Here is a 14,900-nt window from a genome sequence, read left to right on the forward strand (position 1 = left end):
CGCGGCCTATTCGACGGTGATTTCTATCAGACAGGGTTTTCCCGTCGAGCGCGCCTTTTTCAATGCGCTGCCGATTGCGCCAACATCCCGCAGGCGCTCGGCCTGAAGACCATAGGCCTGGGCGATCAAAAGGAAGTCCGGCGGCACCGGCGACACACCGACTGGCTCGACGCCGGCATCGAGCATCGAGGTCTCGATCTCGCGATAGCCGCGATTGTTCCAGACGACGAAGATGACAGGGGCATTCGCATCCAGCGCCGCCCCCAGTTCCGGCAAGGTGAACTGGAAACCGCCGTCGCCACTGAGGCAGACCACCGGCGCATCCGGTACGGCCAGCGCCGCGCCGATCGCCGCCGGCGGGCCGAAGCCAAGCGCACCGTAGCCCGTCGCCGCATTGAACCAGCCGCCCGGCCGGTCGTGGTCATAGTAAAGATTGGCGGCATAGACCGGCTGGGTCGAATCGCCGACGATGATCGCGCCCGGCAGGGCGTCGCGTATCGCCTCCACCGCTCGAACCTGCGCCTGCATCGCCGGGCCGATTTCCGCCCAGGCGCTCTCCCGCGCCGCCTTGGCGCGCGCTGTGCCGCCGGCCTGGCGCGCTTCGCCAGCATCGGCACCCAGCCTCGCAAGTGCCGCGCCCGCATCGGCCAGGATCGAAACCGCCGCCGGGCGCCGGCCAAGCTGCATCTCGTCGATGTCGATGCGGATCAGGCTCTTCGGCAGCATGAAGCCGCCGTCGCCATACATGTCGTAGTCGGTCGGCCCGAACTCGGTGCCGACGGCGATCACCAGATCGGCATCCGCCATCAGCGACCGTACCGCCTTGAGGCTGGGGCTCGCCGGCACGCCGAGTCCATGGCCGTGCATCAGGCCACGTCCGTTGGCTGTGGTGACGACTGGTGCGTCGAGTTTTTCCGCCAGGGCCCTGAGTTCAGCCTCGGCCCGTCGCGCCCCGCCGCCGGCGAGGATCAGCGGCCGTTTCGTCGCGCTGACCAAGGGCCTTGCTTCGGCAAGCGCGCGTTCGCCCGGAGCAGGCACAGCCGCACGCTTCGGCAATGGCTTCAGCCCATCCGCCGGCTTGCCCATGACATCGAGCGGAACCTCGATATGCACCGGCCCCGGCCGCCGCGTTGCGAACATCTCGAAGGCCCTGGCAATCGCGCCGGGCAGTTCGGCTGCCTCGGTCACCCGCCGCGACGACAGCGCCACCTTTTCCATCATGCCGCGCTGGTCGGGCAGTTCGTGCAGATAGCCCAGGCCCTTGCCCAGCGTGGGCTGTGCGTTGACGCCCGAGATCACCAGCATCGGCACCGAATCGGCGCGTGCCTGGGCCATGGCGGTGATGGTGTTGGTGAGCCCCGGCCCGGTGATGACGAAGGCCACCCCCGGCCGGCCCGTGGCGCGGGCGTAACCGTCGGCCATGAAGCCGGCGCCCTGCTCGTGGCGCGGCGTGATGTGGCGGATCTTCGATCGCGCCAGCCCGCGATAGAGCTCGATCGTATGCACGCCGGGGATGCCGAACACGGTATCGACGCCATGCGCTTCGAGCAGATCGATAAGAGCTTCGCCGATCGTCGTCATGCCACCTCCCTTTCGCCGCGCAATCCCAGGCCGAGCATCGCTTCCACCGAGCCGATGCCGATCTCGGCCAGTTCGCCTGCCTCGAACATATCGCCGGCGAGGCAGCCCTCGACCCAAAGCCCGTCGATGATGGCGTTGATGGCGATGGCCAGGCGGCGCAATTCCGACGGGCTCGCCTGCCGGCCGGCGTCGGAAAAAGCCTCGGCGACCAGCGCCTCGACTTCGTCGCGGAAACCGAGATAGCCGGCCCGGTGGGCCGCCCCCAGCGCCGGATCGCTGCTTGCCCGGCCGATGAAACTGGCCCAGAGCGAGAAGCTGCGCCCATCGACCACCGGCGGCGCGAGGTTCGCCGCGACAAAGGCCGCAAGCCGCCGCCCGGGCTCCTGCTCGACGGTCGCCAGCGCTGTCTTGGCGAGGTCCGTCATGCGTCCCATGACGGCGGCATAGGCCGCCTGCAAAAGCTCTTCCTTGCCAGGGAAATAGTGGCGGATCAGCCCAGCGGTGACGCCGGCGCGCAGCGCGATGGCCCTGACCGTCGCGCCCTGCAGCCCGTGCTCGGCGACGCAGTCGAGGGTGGCCTCGATCAGGTCCTGCCGACGGCGCTCCTCGCCTTCTCGGCGGAATTTTCTCCGCGCGGCGACTGCCATGTCCACCTTCGCTTCGTCTGGAAAAATTGGCCGAAACCGGCCTCGCGAATATTTATACACTTGCATAACAACGTCGCAAGTGCCGTAATGGAAGCATAAAAGAAGCGGGAACTGGTGCCGTTGACGCCGCAAGGCCGAAAGGTCCATCCTCACCGCCCAGGGGAACATCGCGACGCGACCATGAGCAGCCTGATGCAAGCTGACGGGAAGACGTTCACGCGCCGGAGCCATCGCTGATGGCTGCGGGTCATGCAGCCCAGCACCCTGCACGATCAGACGGCCAAGCCGCCGAAGCCATCCATGTCGAGAACCTGCACAAGAAATTCGGCCAGTTGCATGTGCTGAAGGGCGTGTCGCTGTCGGCGCGCGACGGCGAGGTGGTGGCGATCATCGGCGGCTCAGGCTCGGGCAAATCGACGCTGCTGCGCTGCATCAACTGCCTGGAAAATCCGACCAGCGGCATCATCCGCGTCAATGGCGAAGAGATCCGCCTCAAGCCGAACAGCCTTGGCGACAGCGTGCCGGCTGACCGGCGCCAGATCGAGCGCATCCGCTCGCGCCTCGGCATGGTGTTTCAGAGCTTCAACCTGTGGAGCCACATGACGCTGCTGGAAAACGTCATCGAGGTGCCGGTGCATGTGCTTGGCGTCAAGCGCACCGAGGCCATCGCCGAGGCGGAGCGGCTGCTGGCGCGCGTCGGCCTTGCCGAAAAGCGCGACGTCTACCCGGCCTATCTCTCGGGCGGCCAGCAGCAGCGCGCGGCAATCGCCCGTGCGCTCGCGGTCCAGCCGCGCGTCATGCTGTTCGACGAACCGACCTCGGCGCTCGATCCCGAATTAGTCGGCGAGGTGCTGAAGGTGATCGGCGATCTCGCCCGCGAAGGTCGCACCATGGTCCTGGTCACCCACGAGATGAAGTTCGCCCGCGAGGTGGCAACCCATGTGATCTATCTCTGGAACGGCGTGGTCGAGGAGGAAGGCCCGCCGGAACAGCTTTTCGGGGCGCCGAGATCGGAGCGGCTCAAGCAGTTCATCCGCAACATCGGCTAGCCTGGACGAAATACGGGAACATCAAGAACAACGACAAACGGGAGAGACAGCATGAAAGCACTGCTTGCAACTGCGGCCTTGGCACTGGTCCTTGGCTTGAGCGCGGGAAGCGCCGGCGCCCAGGCGATCAAGGTCGGCATGGCACCCGAACCCTACCCGCCCTTCGCCTCACCCGACGCTTCGGGCAAATGGGGCGGCTGGGAAATGGAGATGATCGACGCCCTTTGCGCCGAGGCGAAGCTGCAATGCGAGGTCACGATGACCGCCTGGGACGGCCTGATCCCGGCGCTCAACTCCAAGAAGATCGACGCCATCATCAACTCCATGTCGATCACCGACGAGCGCAAGAAGTCGATCGATTTCTCGGACAAGTATTATAACACCCCGGCCGGTATCATCGGCTCCAAGGACGTCAAGTTCGATGCCACGCCCGAGGGCCTCAAGGGCAAGATCATCGGCGTGCAGGTGTCGACGGTGCACGAGGCCTACGCCAAGAAGCACTTCGCCGACAGCGCCTCGGAGATCAAGATCTACCAGACCCAGGACGAGGCCCAGGCCGACCTTGCAGCCGGCCGTGTCGACGCGGTGCAGGCGGATTCTCTTTCGCTCGCCACATTCCTCGCCACCGATGCGGGCAAGGCCTGCTGCGACATGAAGGGCGATGTCGCCGAAGACGTCGAAATCCTCGGGCCGGGCGTCGGCGTCGGCCTACGCCAGGGCGACACGGAGCTCAAGGACAAATTCAATGCCGCCATCAAGTCGCTGCGTGACAGCGGCAAATACGCCGAGATCGCCAAGAAATATTTCGACTTCGACATCTACGGCAAGTGAGGGGGGCGTGCAGATCCGGCCTTGCGCCAGCACCGGATCAGTCGTGACGCCGACGCCCACCCTCCCCCTTGTGGGGAGGGATAAAGGGTGGGGGTCCTTTTCCTCGGCAATCCGGCGGACAACCGGGTGGAGCGCTGCACCCCCACCCCTAACCCCTCCCCACAAGGGGGAGGGGAACGACGTCGACCCATCCCGCACCAAGGACCACTGATATCGAGCACGTGCTGAACCCGCTGCTGCAGACAAGCGCTGTCGAGCTGCTCGCCATCTCGCCGCCCGGCTGGGGCGCCAATCTTTTGCGCGGGCTCGCAAACTCCGTCCAGATCGCCCTGGGCGCCTTCGGGCTCGGCCTCGCCATCGGCATCGCCGGCGCCTGGGGCAAGCTTTATGGCAGCCCTGTGGTGCGCGACCTGATGGAGATCTACACCACCGTCGTGCGTGCCGTGCCCGAGCTGGTGCTGATCCTGCTGCTCTATTACGCCGGCACCGACCTCATCAACCGTGCGCTCGACAGCTTCGGCTACGCTCCCGTCGACATTTCAGGGCTTGCCGCAGGCATCGGCGTGCTAGGCATCGTCCAGGGCGCCTATGCCACCGAAGTCATCCGCGGCGCCATTCTTGCGATACCGCAGGGCCAGATCGAGGCGGCCCGCGCCTACGGCATGCCGCCGGGCAAGATGCTGCGCCGGATCACGCTGCCGGCGATGCTGCCCTTCGCCATTCCCGGCCTCGCCAATCTCTGGCTCATCGCCACCAAGGACACCGCCCTGCTCGCCGTCGTCGGCTTCAACGAGCTGACCCAGGAAACCCGCCAGGCCGGCGCCACGACAAAGGCCTATTTCACCTTCTTCGTCGCCGCCGGCGTGCTCTATCTGCTGCTGACGCTGTTCTCCAACGTCATTATCGGCCGCATCGAGCGCTGGGCGCGGCGCGGCATGCCGCCGGTCGCGGAGTCCGGCCGATGAGTGCTGCCGCTCCTGCCGCTACAACGCCCGCCACCCGCTCGGAATGGCTGCAGCCGCACCGCATCGTGCTGATCGCGATTGCCGCAGCACTGGTGCTATCGGCGATCTTGTTCATGCGCTGGGACTGGCTGCCGAATTATTACGACCTGGCGCTGCTCGGCATCTGGCGCACGATCTGGATTCTCGTCGTCACCGTGGTGCTCGGCTTCATGCTCGCCGTTCCACTCGGCCTCGCCCAGGCCGCCGGGCCGTTCTGGCTGGCCTGGCCGGCCAAGGCCTTCTGCACGGTCATCCGCGGCACGCCGCTGCTGCTGCAGCTCTGGCTGCTCTATTACGGCCTCGGCTCGCTGTTCCCGCAATTTCCCTGGATCAGGCAGTCGGAGCTATGGCCGATCCTCAGGCAGGCCTGGCCCTATGCCGTCTTGGCGCTGACCTTTTCCTACGCCGCCTACGAGGGCGAAGTGATGCGCGGTGCCTTCGCCGGCGTGCCGAGAGGGCAACTGGAGGCCGCCCGCGCCTTCGGCATGAGCCCATGGAAACGCTTCCGCCGCATCTGGCTGCCGCAGGCCATCCACCGCGCGCTGCCGACGCTGGCCGGCGAAACCGTACTCCAGCTCAAGGCCACGCCGCTGGTCGCCACCATCACCGTCATCGACATCTACGCGGTGGCTTCGCGCGTCCGCCAGGACACGTTCATCGTCTACGAGCCGCTGTTGCTGCTCGCCCTGATTTATCTGATCATCACGGGCATTCTCGTCTTCGCCTTCCGCAAGCTGGAGGCGAAGATACCGGCCAGACTGGGGTAAGCCTATGCCGCAGACAAAAACAGAAACGGTCACGCTCAGCCTCGACGAAGCCCGTGCGCTCTGCATATCAGCTGCCGTCGGCGCCGGCGCCAGCGAAGAGACGGCGCAGTCGATCGCACTTGCCGCGGTTGCCGCCGAAGCCGACGGCCAGGCGAGCGTCGGGCTGTCGCACTATGTCGACTATCTCGAATCGCTGGAGGCCGGGCGCATCGACGGCAAGGCCGAACCGGTCGTCACCCGGCCGGCGCTGGCGATCTACCTCTCCGACGCCCGGGGCGGCGCGGGCCACACCGGCTTCGACCGCAACTTCGACGACATCGCCAAGGCCGCCAGGCTGTTCGGCGTCACCATCTTCTCGCAAAGGAATGCCTATACCTGCGGTTCGCTCGGCTATTTCACCGGCCGGCTCGCCGAAGCGGGCCTTGTTGCGCTCGCTGCCACCAACGGCCCGGCGCTGGTCGCCGGCTCCGGCTCGACCAAGCCGGTGTTTTGCACCAACCCGATCTCGCTCGCAGCCCCTGCCGCCGACGGCCCGCCGTTGATCATCGACCAGTCGTCGAGCGCGACCGCCTTCGTCAATGTGCGCAAGGCGGCCGAAGCCGGCGAGGAGATCCCCGAGGGCTGGGCGCTCGACGCCAGGGGCAAACCCACGACCGACGCCAGGAAGGCGATGAAGGGTGTGCTGCTCGCCTTCGGCGGGGCGCGGGGCGCCAACATCGCGCTGATGGTCGAGGTGCTTGCTGCCGGCATCTCGGGCGCCAACTGGTCGGTCGACGCCCCGTCGATCACAGACGGCCACAAGTCGCCCGGCACCGGCCTGTTCGTCGTCGCACTCGATCCGAAACTGTTCGATCCCGGCTTCGAGGCGCGCATGCGGACGCAGCTCGACCGGTTGTCCGGCCAGTATCACGTCCACATCCCCGGTCCTGCAAAGGCCGCAGCCCGTGCCCGCTCCGAGGTCGAGGGGATCACGATCCCCGTGGCCCTGCACGCCCGTATCGGCGAATTTTCCGCGCGGCAGGCTGACTGAACCGGGAGCGTATTCGACTCCGCTTTGGGACGTCGCCACCGGGACAGCAAACCTGGACCGCAGCGGTGGTTTCACCGTCACGGCATGGATACCCGGGTCTCCGCTATTCTGGTGGCCCAGAACCACAACCCACAGCGCCCCAGAAACCACCCCGCGAAACCCCTGCGAAAATAATTCGAACCCTCTTTGAACCTTTCTCCTGATCGCTGCGACCCAGTCATGTCCAGGGCGAGTTGAGCTCGCCCGATCAACCGGGGGGAACCCAAACCGAAAGATCGTTCCGACGTGGAAACCAGAGCGTTTCCGCGGCCCCGAAACGCAACCTCGAAAAGGGAAAATGACCATGAAAACCAAGATCACCATCCTGACCGCCGTTCTGCTGCTTGCCGGCGCCATCGGCAGCGCCAACGCCGCCGGCGGTTTCTCGGCCGGCTCGGGCGGCGGCGACCGTCCGTCGGGCCCGAGTGATATCTCCGACGCACCGGGCGGCAATGGCCCTTCGGGTCCCGGCGACATCTCGGATGCCCCTGACAACGACAAGCCGTCTGGTCCGAGCGGCAAGGCCTCGTCGGGCAATGGCGGCGTGACCGAAGACAAGTACTGCAAGAACGGCTCGAGCAAGTTCCCGGATTGCAACACCAAGTTCATCCAGGACTGCAAGGCCGCAGGTGGCAACATGTCGGGCCAGCAGGGTTGGGGTGGCAAGACTTGCCGGGAACCCTCCTGATGTCGTGAGGCGTCGGCCTCGCTCGAGCGTCGGTCGCCCGCATTCTGCCATCCGGAAAACCCCGCATATCGCGGGGTTTTCTGCGTTGGCGCCTAGGCAACGAAAAAGCCCCGCTCGCGGCGGGGCTTCGTCTGCCGCTCAAGGCGGCCGTGCTGCTCAGAGACGGTTCAGTGGCGCGAAAGCCAGGTGTCGATGTCCTTTTCGGCCTCTTCCTGCGCCTGGCCGTAGCGGGCTTGCAGCCTGCCGGCGAGTTCGGTCCGCTTGCCCTTGATGACGTCGAGATCATCGTCGGTCAGCTTGCCCCACTGGGCCTGGACCTTACCCTTGAACTGCTCCCAATTGCCTTCGATCTGGTTCCAATTCATCGCGTTCTCCTTTTGGGATTTGGCACGACAGGTCCGCCGCACTGGTGTGTCAACGCCCTGCCGCCGGTCGGGTTCCCAAATTTTGCAAAACATGACTATGTTAATCATCTTTTCATCAAACCTTGTTGACTTGACTGTGACGGCAGCCTTGCGGCGTTGGTGCATTGCAACATTTTTCGAACATAGCCCCGCAATCGGAGAGATGTCCTTGACCCTGACGACCGAAAATTCCGGCCGCCGACTTTTCATCCCCGCGCTCCGCGGCCTTTATTCGAACCTGCACGATTCTGCCGAAACGATCCTGCGTGTCGTTGCCGGCGTTGCCCTGGTCACGCACGGCCTCGGCAAGATTTCCGACCCGTTCGGCGCAGCCGGCATGGTCGAGGGCCTCGGCTTCTACCCCGGCGCCTTCTGGTCGCTGCTGTTGTCTTGCACCGAGTTTTTCGGCGGCATCCTGATCGCCATCGGCCTGTTCACCCGGCCGGCCTCCTTTGCAGCCATGTTCGTGCTGCTGGTCACCGTCTGGTTCCACTGGATCACCATGGGCCAGGGCTACCAGGGCGCCGAGAAGTCGATCATCTGGGCGGCGATCTTCCTGTTCTTCGCCATCCGTGGCGGCAATCGCCACTCGGTCGACGCCCGCCTCGGCCGCGAATTCTAGACCCTGCCTCCCAAGGCAAACCACAAGCCCGCGCCAGATCGGCGCGGGCCGCTCCGCATGGAGCCTCGATGATTGCCTTTTCCGCGAAACGGGCTAAGAACGCTGACATCCCTGCCCCTTTTGGCGACCGGAGCCAGCGATGACTGAAATTCTGCAGACCCCGCAACTCGTGACCGTATTCGGCGGCTCAGGCTTCCTCGGCCGCCATGTCGTGCGGGCGCTGGCCAAGCGCGGGTATCTGGTGCGTGTCGCCTGCCGCCGCCCCGACCTCGCCTTCCATCTGCAGCCGCTCGGCAATGTCGGCCAGATCCAGCCGGTCCAGGCCAACCTGCGCGTGCGCTGGTCGGTCGACCGCGCCGTCCAGGGCGCATCGCATGTCGTCAATCTCGTCGGCATCCTGCATGAAGGCGGCCGCCAGCGTTTCTCCACGGTCCAGGAGTTCGGCGCCCGTGCCGTGGCCGAGGCCGCACGCGCTGTCGGCGCTTCGCTGACCCATGTCTCGGCGCTCGGCGCCAACGAAAACTCGCACTCGATCTACGCCCAGACCAAGGCGCGCGGCGAAAAGGCGGTCCTGGCGACCCTGCCCGAGGCAGTGATCTACCGGCCGTCGATCGTCTTCGGTCCCGAGGACGGCTTCTTCAACCGCTTTGCCAACATGGCGCGTTTCTCACCGGTGCTGCCGCTGATCGGCGGCGGTGAAACCCGCTTCCAGCCGATCTATGTCGGCGACGTTGCCGAGGCCATCGCGCGCGCCGTCGACGGCAAGGTCAAGGGCGGCACCATATATGAGCTCGGCGGCCCGCAGGTGCTGAGCTTCAAGCAGTGCATGGAACAGATTCTCGAGGTCATCGACCGCAAGCGCAACCTGGTCCCGGTACCGTGGTGGGCTGCCAATCTGCAGGCATCGATCCTCGGCCTTCTGCCCAACCCGCTGCTGACCAAGGACCAGGTCACGCTGCTGCGCTCCGACAATGTCGTGTCCAAGGCAGCGCAGGACGAAGGCCGCACCATCGCCGCCGTCGGCATCGCACCCAAGACCACGGCCTCGATCCTGCCGAGCTACCTCTGGCGCTACCGCGCTGCTGGCCAGTTTACCCGCAGGACGGAAGCCTGACCGGCTGAGGGCGCATCAGCGCCTTCTCCAGGAAAATTTGCGCAAGCGGCTCACGAGCGCCATCACGGTCGTGGCGCTTGGGCTATTGCGCCGCGGGCTGAGGGGGCGGGTTCTCAGCCCCAGACCATCAGCGCGATCAACCCGACGCTGCCGACCAGCAGCCGCCACCAGCCGAACAGTGCGTAGCCGTTGCGCGAGACGTAATCGAGCAAATGGCGCACCACGAACAGCGCAGTCAGGAAGGCAGCAAGGAAGCCGACGCCGATGATCGGCAGGTCGGCTACCGAAAGGATGTCGCGGTTCTTGTAGAGATCGAAGGCAAAGGCGCCCGCCATGGTCGGCATGGCCAGGAAGAACGAGAATTCGGCGGCGGCGCGCTTCTCCACCCCCATCAGCAGCGAACCGACGATGGTGGCACCCGAGCGCGAGGTGCCGGGGATCATCGCCAGGCACTGGAACAGGCCGATCTTGAGATAGACAGAGAGCGGAAAATTGGTGACGTCACCATAGCGCGGCTTGAGATCGAGCCTGTCGAGGAACAGCAGCACGATGCCGCCGAGGATCAGCATGATGCAGATCAGCCGCGGCGATTCGAACAGCACCGTCTTGATGAAGTCGTGCGCCAACGCGCCGATCAGTGCCGCCGGCAGGAAGGCGATCAGGATGCCTGCGACGAAACGCTGCGTCTGCGGGTCGCGCGGCAGGTCGACCAGCATCCGCCACAACCGCGCCCAGTAGACCGACAGGATTGCCAGGATGGCGCCGAGCTGGATCAGGATCTCGAAGGTCTTGCCGGTCGAGTTGAAGCCGAGGAAATGCCCGGCAAGCAGAATGTGGCCGGTCGAGGAGACCGGAATGAATTCGGTGAGCCCCTCGAGCAGTCCGAGCAGCAGCGCGTCGATGATAGTCTGGCTTTCCATTCCGGTCCCCGCGGGATCGTTCATTCGCGATTGCTTGTCATGGGGCGGAACTCACCCTATAGGTCGGGTCGCCCGAGAGCCCGGTGCGCCGGGCCCAGAAGCTCTAGCGGCGCGGCAAGCGATTCGCCAGAGCGCCACCGATCACGAAATTTCGCAGGACCATGCTGACGCTTTTCCACCACCCGATGTTCGCCACATGCCGCTTCGTCCGCCTGGCGTTCGGCGAATATGGCGAAGAATTGGCCCTGATCGAAGAGAAGCCGTGGGCGCGGCGCAAGGAATTCCTGTCGCTCAATCCGGCGGGAACACTGCCGGTGCTGCTGGCCGAAGGCGACGTTCCGATCATCGGCGCGATGATCATCTCCGAATATATCGACGAGACCCGCGGCGTGCTGAAGCGCGAGCGCCGGCTGTTCGCCGAAGACCCGATGGAGCGCGCCGAGATCCGCCGCCTCACCGACTGGTACCTGACCAAGACCGATAGCGAAGTGACCCGTCACCTGGTGCGCGAGCGCGTGCTGAAGCCGCATATGCCCGAATCGGCCGGCGGCGGTTCGCCCGATTCGGCGGCGATCCGCGCGGCGCGCGCCAATATCCGCCAGCACATGAAATACACCAACTGGCTGGCCGGCACGCGCCACTGGCTCGCCGGTACGCGCATCACCTATGCCGACCTTGCCGCGGCGGCCTCGCTGTCGGTGCTCGACTATCTCGGCGAAATCGACTGGCGCGAACATTCATCGGCGCGCGAATGGTACACCAGGGTCAAGTCGCGGCCATCCTTCCGGCCGCTGCTCGCCGACCGGGTACGCGGCCTGACCCCGGCATCGCATTATGCGGACCTCGATTTCTGATACGGCGCTGCGCCAGCTGATCGAGCGCGAGGCCCAACGCGCCGGCTTCGCCGCCGTCGCCGTCACGCGGCCCGACGCCATCCCGCTCGCCCCTGCCCGCCTCGCCCAGTTCGTCGAGGAAGGCCTGCATGGCTCGATGGGCTGGATGGCCGAGACGCTGGAGCGCCGCGCCGAACCTTCCGTGCTGTGGCCCGATGTGCGCTCGATCATCGTCCTGGCCATGAACTACGGCCCGGACAGCGACCCGCGCGAACTCCAGGCCGTTTCCGACCGTGCCGCGATCTCGGTCTATGCCCGCAACCGCGACTATCACGACGTCATGAAGGGCCGGCTGAAGGAGATCGCCGGCAAGATCGTCGCCCGCGCAGGCGGCGACGTGAAGGTGTTCGTCGACACCGCCCCGGTCATGGAAAAGCCCCTGGCCGAAGCGGCCGGGCTCGGCTGGCAGGGCAAGCACACCAATCTGGTCAGCCGCGAATTCGGCTCCTGGCTGTTCCTCGGCACGATCTTCACCACCGCCGAACTTGCACCCGACGAGGCCGAGATCGACCATTGCGGCTCCTGCCGCGCCTGCCTCGACGCCTGTCCGACCGATGCCTTCCCGGCGCCCTACAGGCTCGATGCCCGGCGCTGCATCTCCTACCTGACCATCGAGAACAAGGGTCCGATCCCGCTCGAATTCCGCGAAAAGATCGGCAATCGCATCTACGGCTGCGACGACTGTCTCGCCGCCTGCCCGTGGAACAAGTTCGCCCAGGCGGCTTCGGAGCAGAAGCTCGCCGCCCGCGACGACCTGCGCCAGCCGCGCCTTGCCCAACTGCTCCAGCTCGACGATGCCGCCTTCCGCACCTTCTTCTCCGGCTCGCCGGTCAAGCGCATCGGCCGCGACCGTTTCGTCCGCAACGTGCTGGTCGCCGCGGGCAATTCGGGCGACAGGTCGCTGATCGCGCCTTGCCAGGCTCTGCTCGGCGACGCTGCGCCGCTGGTCAGGGGCGCCGCCGTCTGGGCGCTGTCGCGTCTTGCCGGGCCGGAAGCCGTTTCGGCTCTTGCGCATCAGGCGCTGAAGGTCGAAACCGAACAAGACGTGATAGCCGAATGGCAGGCGGCCCTCACGCAGTCTGAACCCGCATGGACGCAGGCATGACCCAGCAGAACATCTTCATCTTCGGTGCCGGTTATTCCGGCAAGGCCTTCGCCCGGGACCGGCCGCAGGGCGTCCGCGTCTCCGGCACGACCCGCACGGTCGAGAAATTTGCCGGCCTCGAGGCCGCAGCCATCGAGCCGCTGTTGTTCGACGGGCATCTGACGTCCGAAATTCGCGCTAGGCTCGCCGAGACCACGCAGTTGGTGGTATCGGCAGCACCCGGCGCCGACGGCGACCCCGTGCTCGACGTCGCCCGCGACGCCATCCTCCACCACATGCCGGCGCTGCGCTGGATCGGCTATCTCTCGACCGTCGGCGTCTATGGCGACCATGGCGGCAAATGGATCGACGAGACCGCCGAATGCCGGCCCAAGCCGGGCCGCTCGCAGGCCCGGCTCGACGCCGAGCAGGCTTGGCACGAACTCGGCGAGGGGGTTGGCCGGCCGGTCGCGATCCTGCGCCTGTCGGGCATCTACGGCCCGGGCCGTAATGCCTTCGTCAACCTCGAGAATGGCACCGCCAAGCGCCTGATCAAGAATGACCAGGTGTTCAACCGCATCCATGTCGACGACATCTCGGGTGCGCTCTGGCACCTGCTCGACGCGGACCGTGGCGGCATCTACAACGTCACCGACGACGAGCCGGCGCCGCCGCAGGACGTGGTGAGCTATGCCGCTCAATTGATGGGCGTCGATGCGCCACCGGAAATTCCCTTCGAGACTGCCCAACTTTCGCCCATGGCACGGTCCTTCTATGGCGAGAACAAGCGTGTTGCCAACACCGAGATTCGGGCCACGGGATATGAGTTCCGCTTCCCGGACTACCGGGCTGCGTTCGACCGGATGTGGGCCGACGGCAGCTGGCGCGGCGAAGGGAAAAGCGACAGGCGCAGTCCGATAAGGCAAGGCTGAGCGGGTTCGGTCGCATAGCGAAATGACTGGGGTGCGGGCGCCGGAATTTACCATTCGGTAACCGTGGCAGCCCAAGCTGGCGGAGAGGACAAAACTCCATGACGGCATTTTTCAGTAGAATTCTGGGCAAGGCGGCGCGGCTCGCCATGGCGCTCGCCGCCCTTGGCCTTGTCGGTCTCGACATGCAGGCCGCAAGTGCTGCGGAACTCGCCAAGGACCTGTTCGGCAACAAGAGGCTGCCGGCGGCGGTTGCCGCGCGCTCGTACGGATTCTACTCCAAGGGCTGCTTCTCCGGCGGACTGGCGATCGCCACCGACGGACCGACCTGGCAGGCCATGCGCCTGTCGCGCAACCGGCGCTGGGGCCATCCCAAGATGATCGCGCTGATCGAAAAGCTATCGCGCGAGGCCACCGCCGACGGTTGGCCCGGCCTCCTGATCGGCGATATCTCGCAGCCGCGCGGCGGCCCGATGCTGACCGGTCACGCCTCGCACCAGATCGGCCTCGACGCCGACATCTGGCTCACGCCGATGCCGGACCGCAGGCTGTCGCCGACCGAGCGCGAGAACATGAGTGCGGTCTCGATGGTCAACGAAAAGACCCACCGCGTCATCGAAAAGCGCTGGACGCCGGCACATACGCGCCTGCTCGAACGCGCCGCCAGCTATCCGGAAGTCGAGCGCATCCTGGTCAATCCGGGCATCAAGCAGAAGCTCTGCGAAACAGTCACCGGCGATCGTTCGTGGTTGCGCAAGGTGCGGCCGTTCTGGGGCCACGACTACCATTTCCACGTCCGCATCGGCTGCCAGCCCGGCTCGAAAGGCTGCAAGGAGCAGGATCCGACGCCACGCGGCGACGGCTGCGACAAGTCGCTGGCCTGGTGGTTCACCGAAGAACCATGGCGCCCGGCCACCGGTCCTGCGAAGCCCAAGGCGCGCGACATCATGACGATGGCGAGCCTGCCCAAGGAATGCCGCGCCGTACTCGACGCCCCCTCGCCCGCCAATGAGGCCGCCGTGACCTTCCACGGCAAGGGTGGCGCACCGACCGCGGTCGTGGCCGCTCCGGCACCTGAACAACCGGAAGTCGCGGACACGCCCGTCATCACCGATGACGGCACGCCGGCTGCGGCAAACGCCTTCGCACCCCGGCCTTCGGTCGACATTCCGCTGCCGCGTCCGCGCCCGAAGACGCAGTAGGGACGGACTGCAACCTGCCGATCGGGCCGATGCCATGTCGCTTCCAAAAGCATGGAAATCGGTCTATGGATTTCAACCGATTTAATTCTCCCGGAT

The 14,900-nt window shown here is 65.8% G+C and carries 16 protein-coding genes; 12 read left to right on the top strand and 4 right to left on the bottom strand.

Going from position 1 to position 14,900, the window contains the following annotated elements:
- Positions 1 to 6: 6 nt before the first annotated feature.
- Both O1Y97_RS03260 and O1Y97_RS03265 read right to left on the bottom strand, forming a co-directional pair.
- Positions 7 to 1,581, bottom strand: a complete 1,575-nt coding sequence (locus tag O1Y97_RS03260; protein WP_318763078.1) for a 5-guanidino-2-oxopentanoate decarboxylase — start codon at positions 1,579 to 1,581, stop codon at positions 7 to 9.
- Positions 1,578 to 2,228, bottom strand: a complete 651-nt coding sequence (locus tag O1Y97_RS03265) for a TetR family transcriptional regulator C-terminal domain-containing protein (protein ID WP_318763079.1) — start codon at positions 2,226 to 2,228, stop codon at positions 1,578 to 1,580. Before O1Y97_RS03265 ends, O1Y97_RS03260 begins: the two co-directional genes overlap by 4 nt.
- A gap of 236 nt (positions 2,229 to 2,464) precedes the next feature.
- Between O1Y97_RS03265 and O1Y97_RS03270 the strand changes: the two genes are divergently transcribed.
- The 6 genes from O1Y97_RS03270 to O1Y97_RS03295 all read left to right on the top strand — a co-directional run bounded on the left by O1Y97_RS03270 (position 2,465) and on the right by O1Y97_RS03295 (position 7,636).
- Entirely contained in the window at positions 2,465 to 3,277 is an 813-nt protein-coding gene (locus O1Y97_RS03270) for an ABC transporter ATP-binding protein (RefSeq protein WP_318763080.1), read from the top strand.
- 51 nt (positions 3,278 to 3,328) lie between these two features.
- Positions 3,329 to 4,108: a transporter substrate-binding domain-containing protein gene (locus tag O1Y97_RS03275; RefSeq protein WP_318763081.1), complete on the top strand. Its 780-nt coding sequence runs from the start codon at positions 3,329 to 3,331 to the stop codon at positions 4,106 to 4,108.
- A gap of 221 nt (positions 4,109 to 4,329) precedes the next feature.
- Positions 4,330 to 5,073: an ABC transporter permease gene (locus tag O1Y97_RS03280; protein ID WP_246389628.1), complete on the top strand. Its 744-nt coding sequence runs from the start codon at positions 4,330 to 4,332 to the stop codon at positions 5,071 to 5,073.
- A complete protein-coding gene (locus O1Y97_RS03285) occupies positions 5,070 to 5,879 on the top strand; it encodes an ABC transporter permease (RefSeq protein WP_318763082.1) in 810 nt (269 codons plus the stop codon). The genes O1Y97_RS03280 and O1Y97_RS03285 overlap by 4 nt, the downstream gene beginning before the upstream one ends.
- 4 nt (positions 5,880 to 5,883) lie before the next feature.
- A complete protein-coding gene (locus O1Y97_RS03290) occupies positions 5,884 to 6,909 on the top strand; it encodes an Ldh family oxidoreductase (RefSeq protein ID WP_318763083.1) in 1,026 nt (341 codons plus the stop codon).
- 343 nt (positions 6,910 to 7,252) lie between these two features.
- Positions 7,253 to 7,636, top strand: a complete 384-nt coding sequence (locus O1Y97_RS03295; protein WP_318763084.1) for a hypothetical protein — start codon at positions 7,253 to 7,255, stop codon at positions 7,634 to 7,636.
- A gap of 167 nt (positions 7,637 to 7,803) precedes the next feature.
- Here the strand turns inward: O1Y97_RS03295 and O1Y97_RS03300 are convergent, their stop codons facing one another.
- Positions 7,804 to 8,001: a CsbD family protein gene (locus O1Y97_RS03300; protein WP_108606033.1), complete on the bottom strand. Its 198-nt coding sequence runs from the start codon at positions 7,999 to 8,001 to the stop codon at positions 7,804 to 7,806.
- 202 nt (positions 8,002 to 8,203) lie between these two features.
- Here O1Y97_RS03300 and O1Y97_RS03305 point away from each other — a divergent pair, with 202 nt between their 5' ends.
- Together O1Y97_RS03305 and O1Y97_RS03310 are read left to right on the top strand one after the other, a co-directional pair.
- Entirely contained in the window at positions 8,204 to 8,662 is a 459-nt protein-coding gene (locus O1Y97_RS03305) for a DoxX family protein (protein WP_199914554.1), read from the top strand.
- Between the two features lie 139 nt (positions 8,663 to 8,801).
- Positions 8,802 to 9,776: a complex I NDUFA9 subunit family protein gene (locus O1Y97_RS03310; protein WP_108606034.1), complete on the top strand. Its 975-nt coding sequence runs from the start codon at positions 8,802 to 8,804 to the stop codon at positions 9,774 to 9,776.
- Positions 9,777 to 9,889: 113 nt separating this feature from the next.
- Here O1Y97_RS03310 and O1Y97_RS03315 read toward each other — a convergent pair whose 3' ends face one another.
- Positions 9,890 to 10,696: an undecaprenyl-diphosphate phosphatase gene (locus O1Y97_RS03315; protein WP_108606035.1), complete on the bottom strand. Its 807-nt coding sequence runs from the start codon at positions 10,694 to 10,696 to the stop codon at positions 9,890 to 9,892.
- A 161-nt stretch (positions 10,697 to 10,857) separates the two neighbouring features.
- Between O1Y97_RS03315 and O1Y97_RS03320 the strand changes: the two genes are divergently transcribed.
- The 4 genes from O1Y97_RS03320 (at position 10,858) to mepA (ending at position 14,804) form a co-directional block, all read left to right on the top strand.
- Positions 10,858 to 11,550 carry a glutathione S-transferase family protein gene (locus O1Y97_RS03320; protein ID WP_318763085.1) on the top strand — a complete coding sequence of 231 codons (693 nt, stop codon included), beginning with the start codon at positions 10,858 to 10,860 and terminating at the stop codon, positions 11,548 to 11,550.
- Positions 11,531 to 12,694, top strand: a complete 1,164-nt coding sequence (gene queG / locus O1Y97_RS03325; RefSeq protein WP_318763086.1) for a tRNA epoxyqueuosine(34) reductase QueG — start codon at positions 11,531 to 11,533, stop codon at positions 12,692 to 12,694. Before O1Y97_RS03320 ends, queG begins: the two co-directional genes overlap by 20 nt.
- A complete protein-coding gene (locus O1Y97_RS03330) occupies positions 12,691 to 13,605 on the top strand; it encodes an SDR family oxidoreductase (protein WP_318763087.1) in 915 nt (304 codons plus the stop codon). The genes queG and O1Y97_RS03330 overlap by 4 nt, the downstream gene beginning before the upstream one ends.
- A gap of 98 nt (positions 13,606 to 13,703) precedes the next feature.
- Positions 13,704 to 14,804 (top strand): penicillin-insensitive murein endopeptidase, encoded by a 1,101-nt coding sequence (gene mepA / locus O1Y97_RS03335; RefSeq protein WP_318763088.1) that lies wholly within the window; start codon positions 13,704 to 13,706, stop codon positions 14,802 to 14,804.
- The last annotated feature ends 96 nt before the right edge of the window (positions 14,805 to 14,900 follow it).

The organism is Aminobacter niigataensis (assembly GCF_946995915.1).
GTDB classification, from domain to species: domain Bacteria; phylum Pseudomonadota; class Alphaproteobacteria; order Rhizobiales; family Rhizobiaceae; genus Aminobacter; species Aminobacter niigataensis.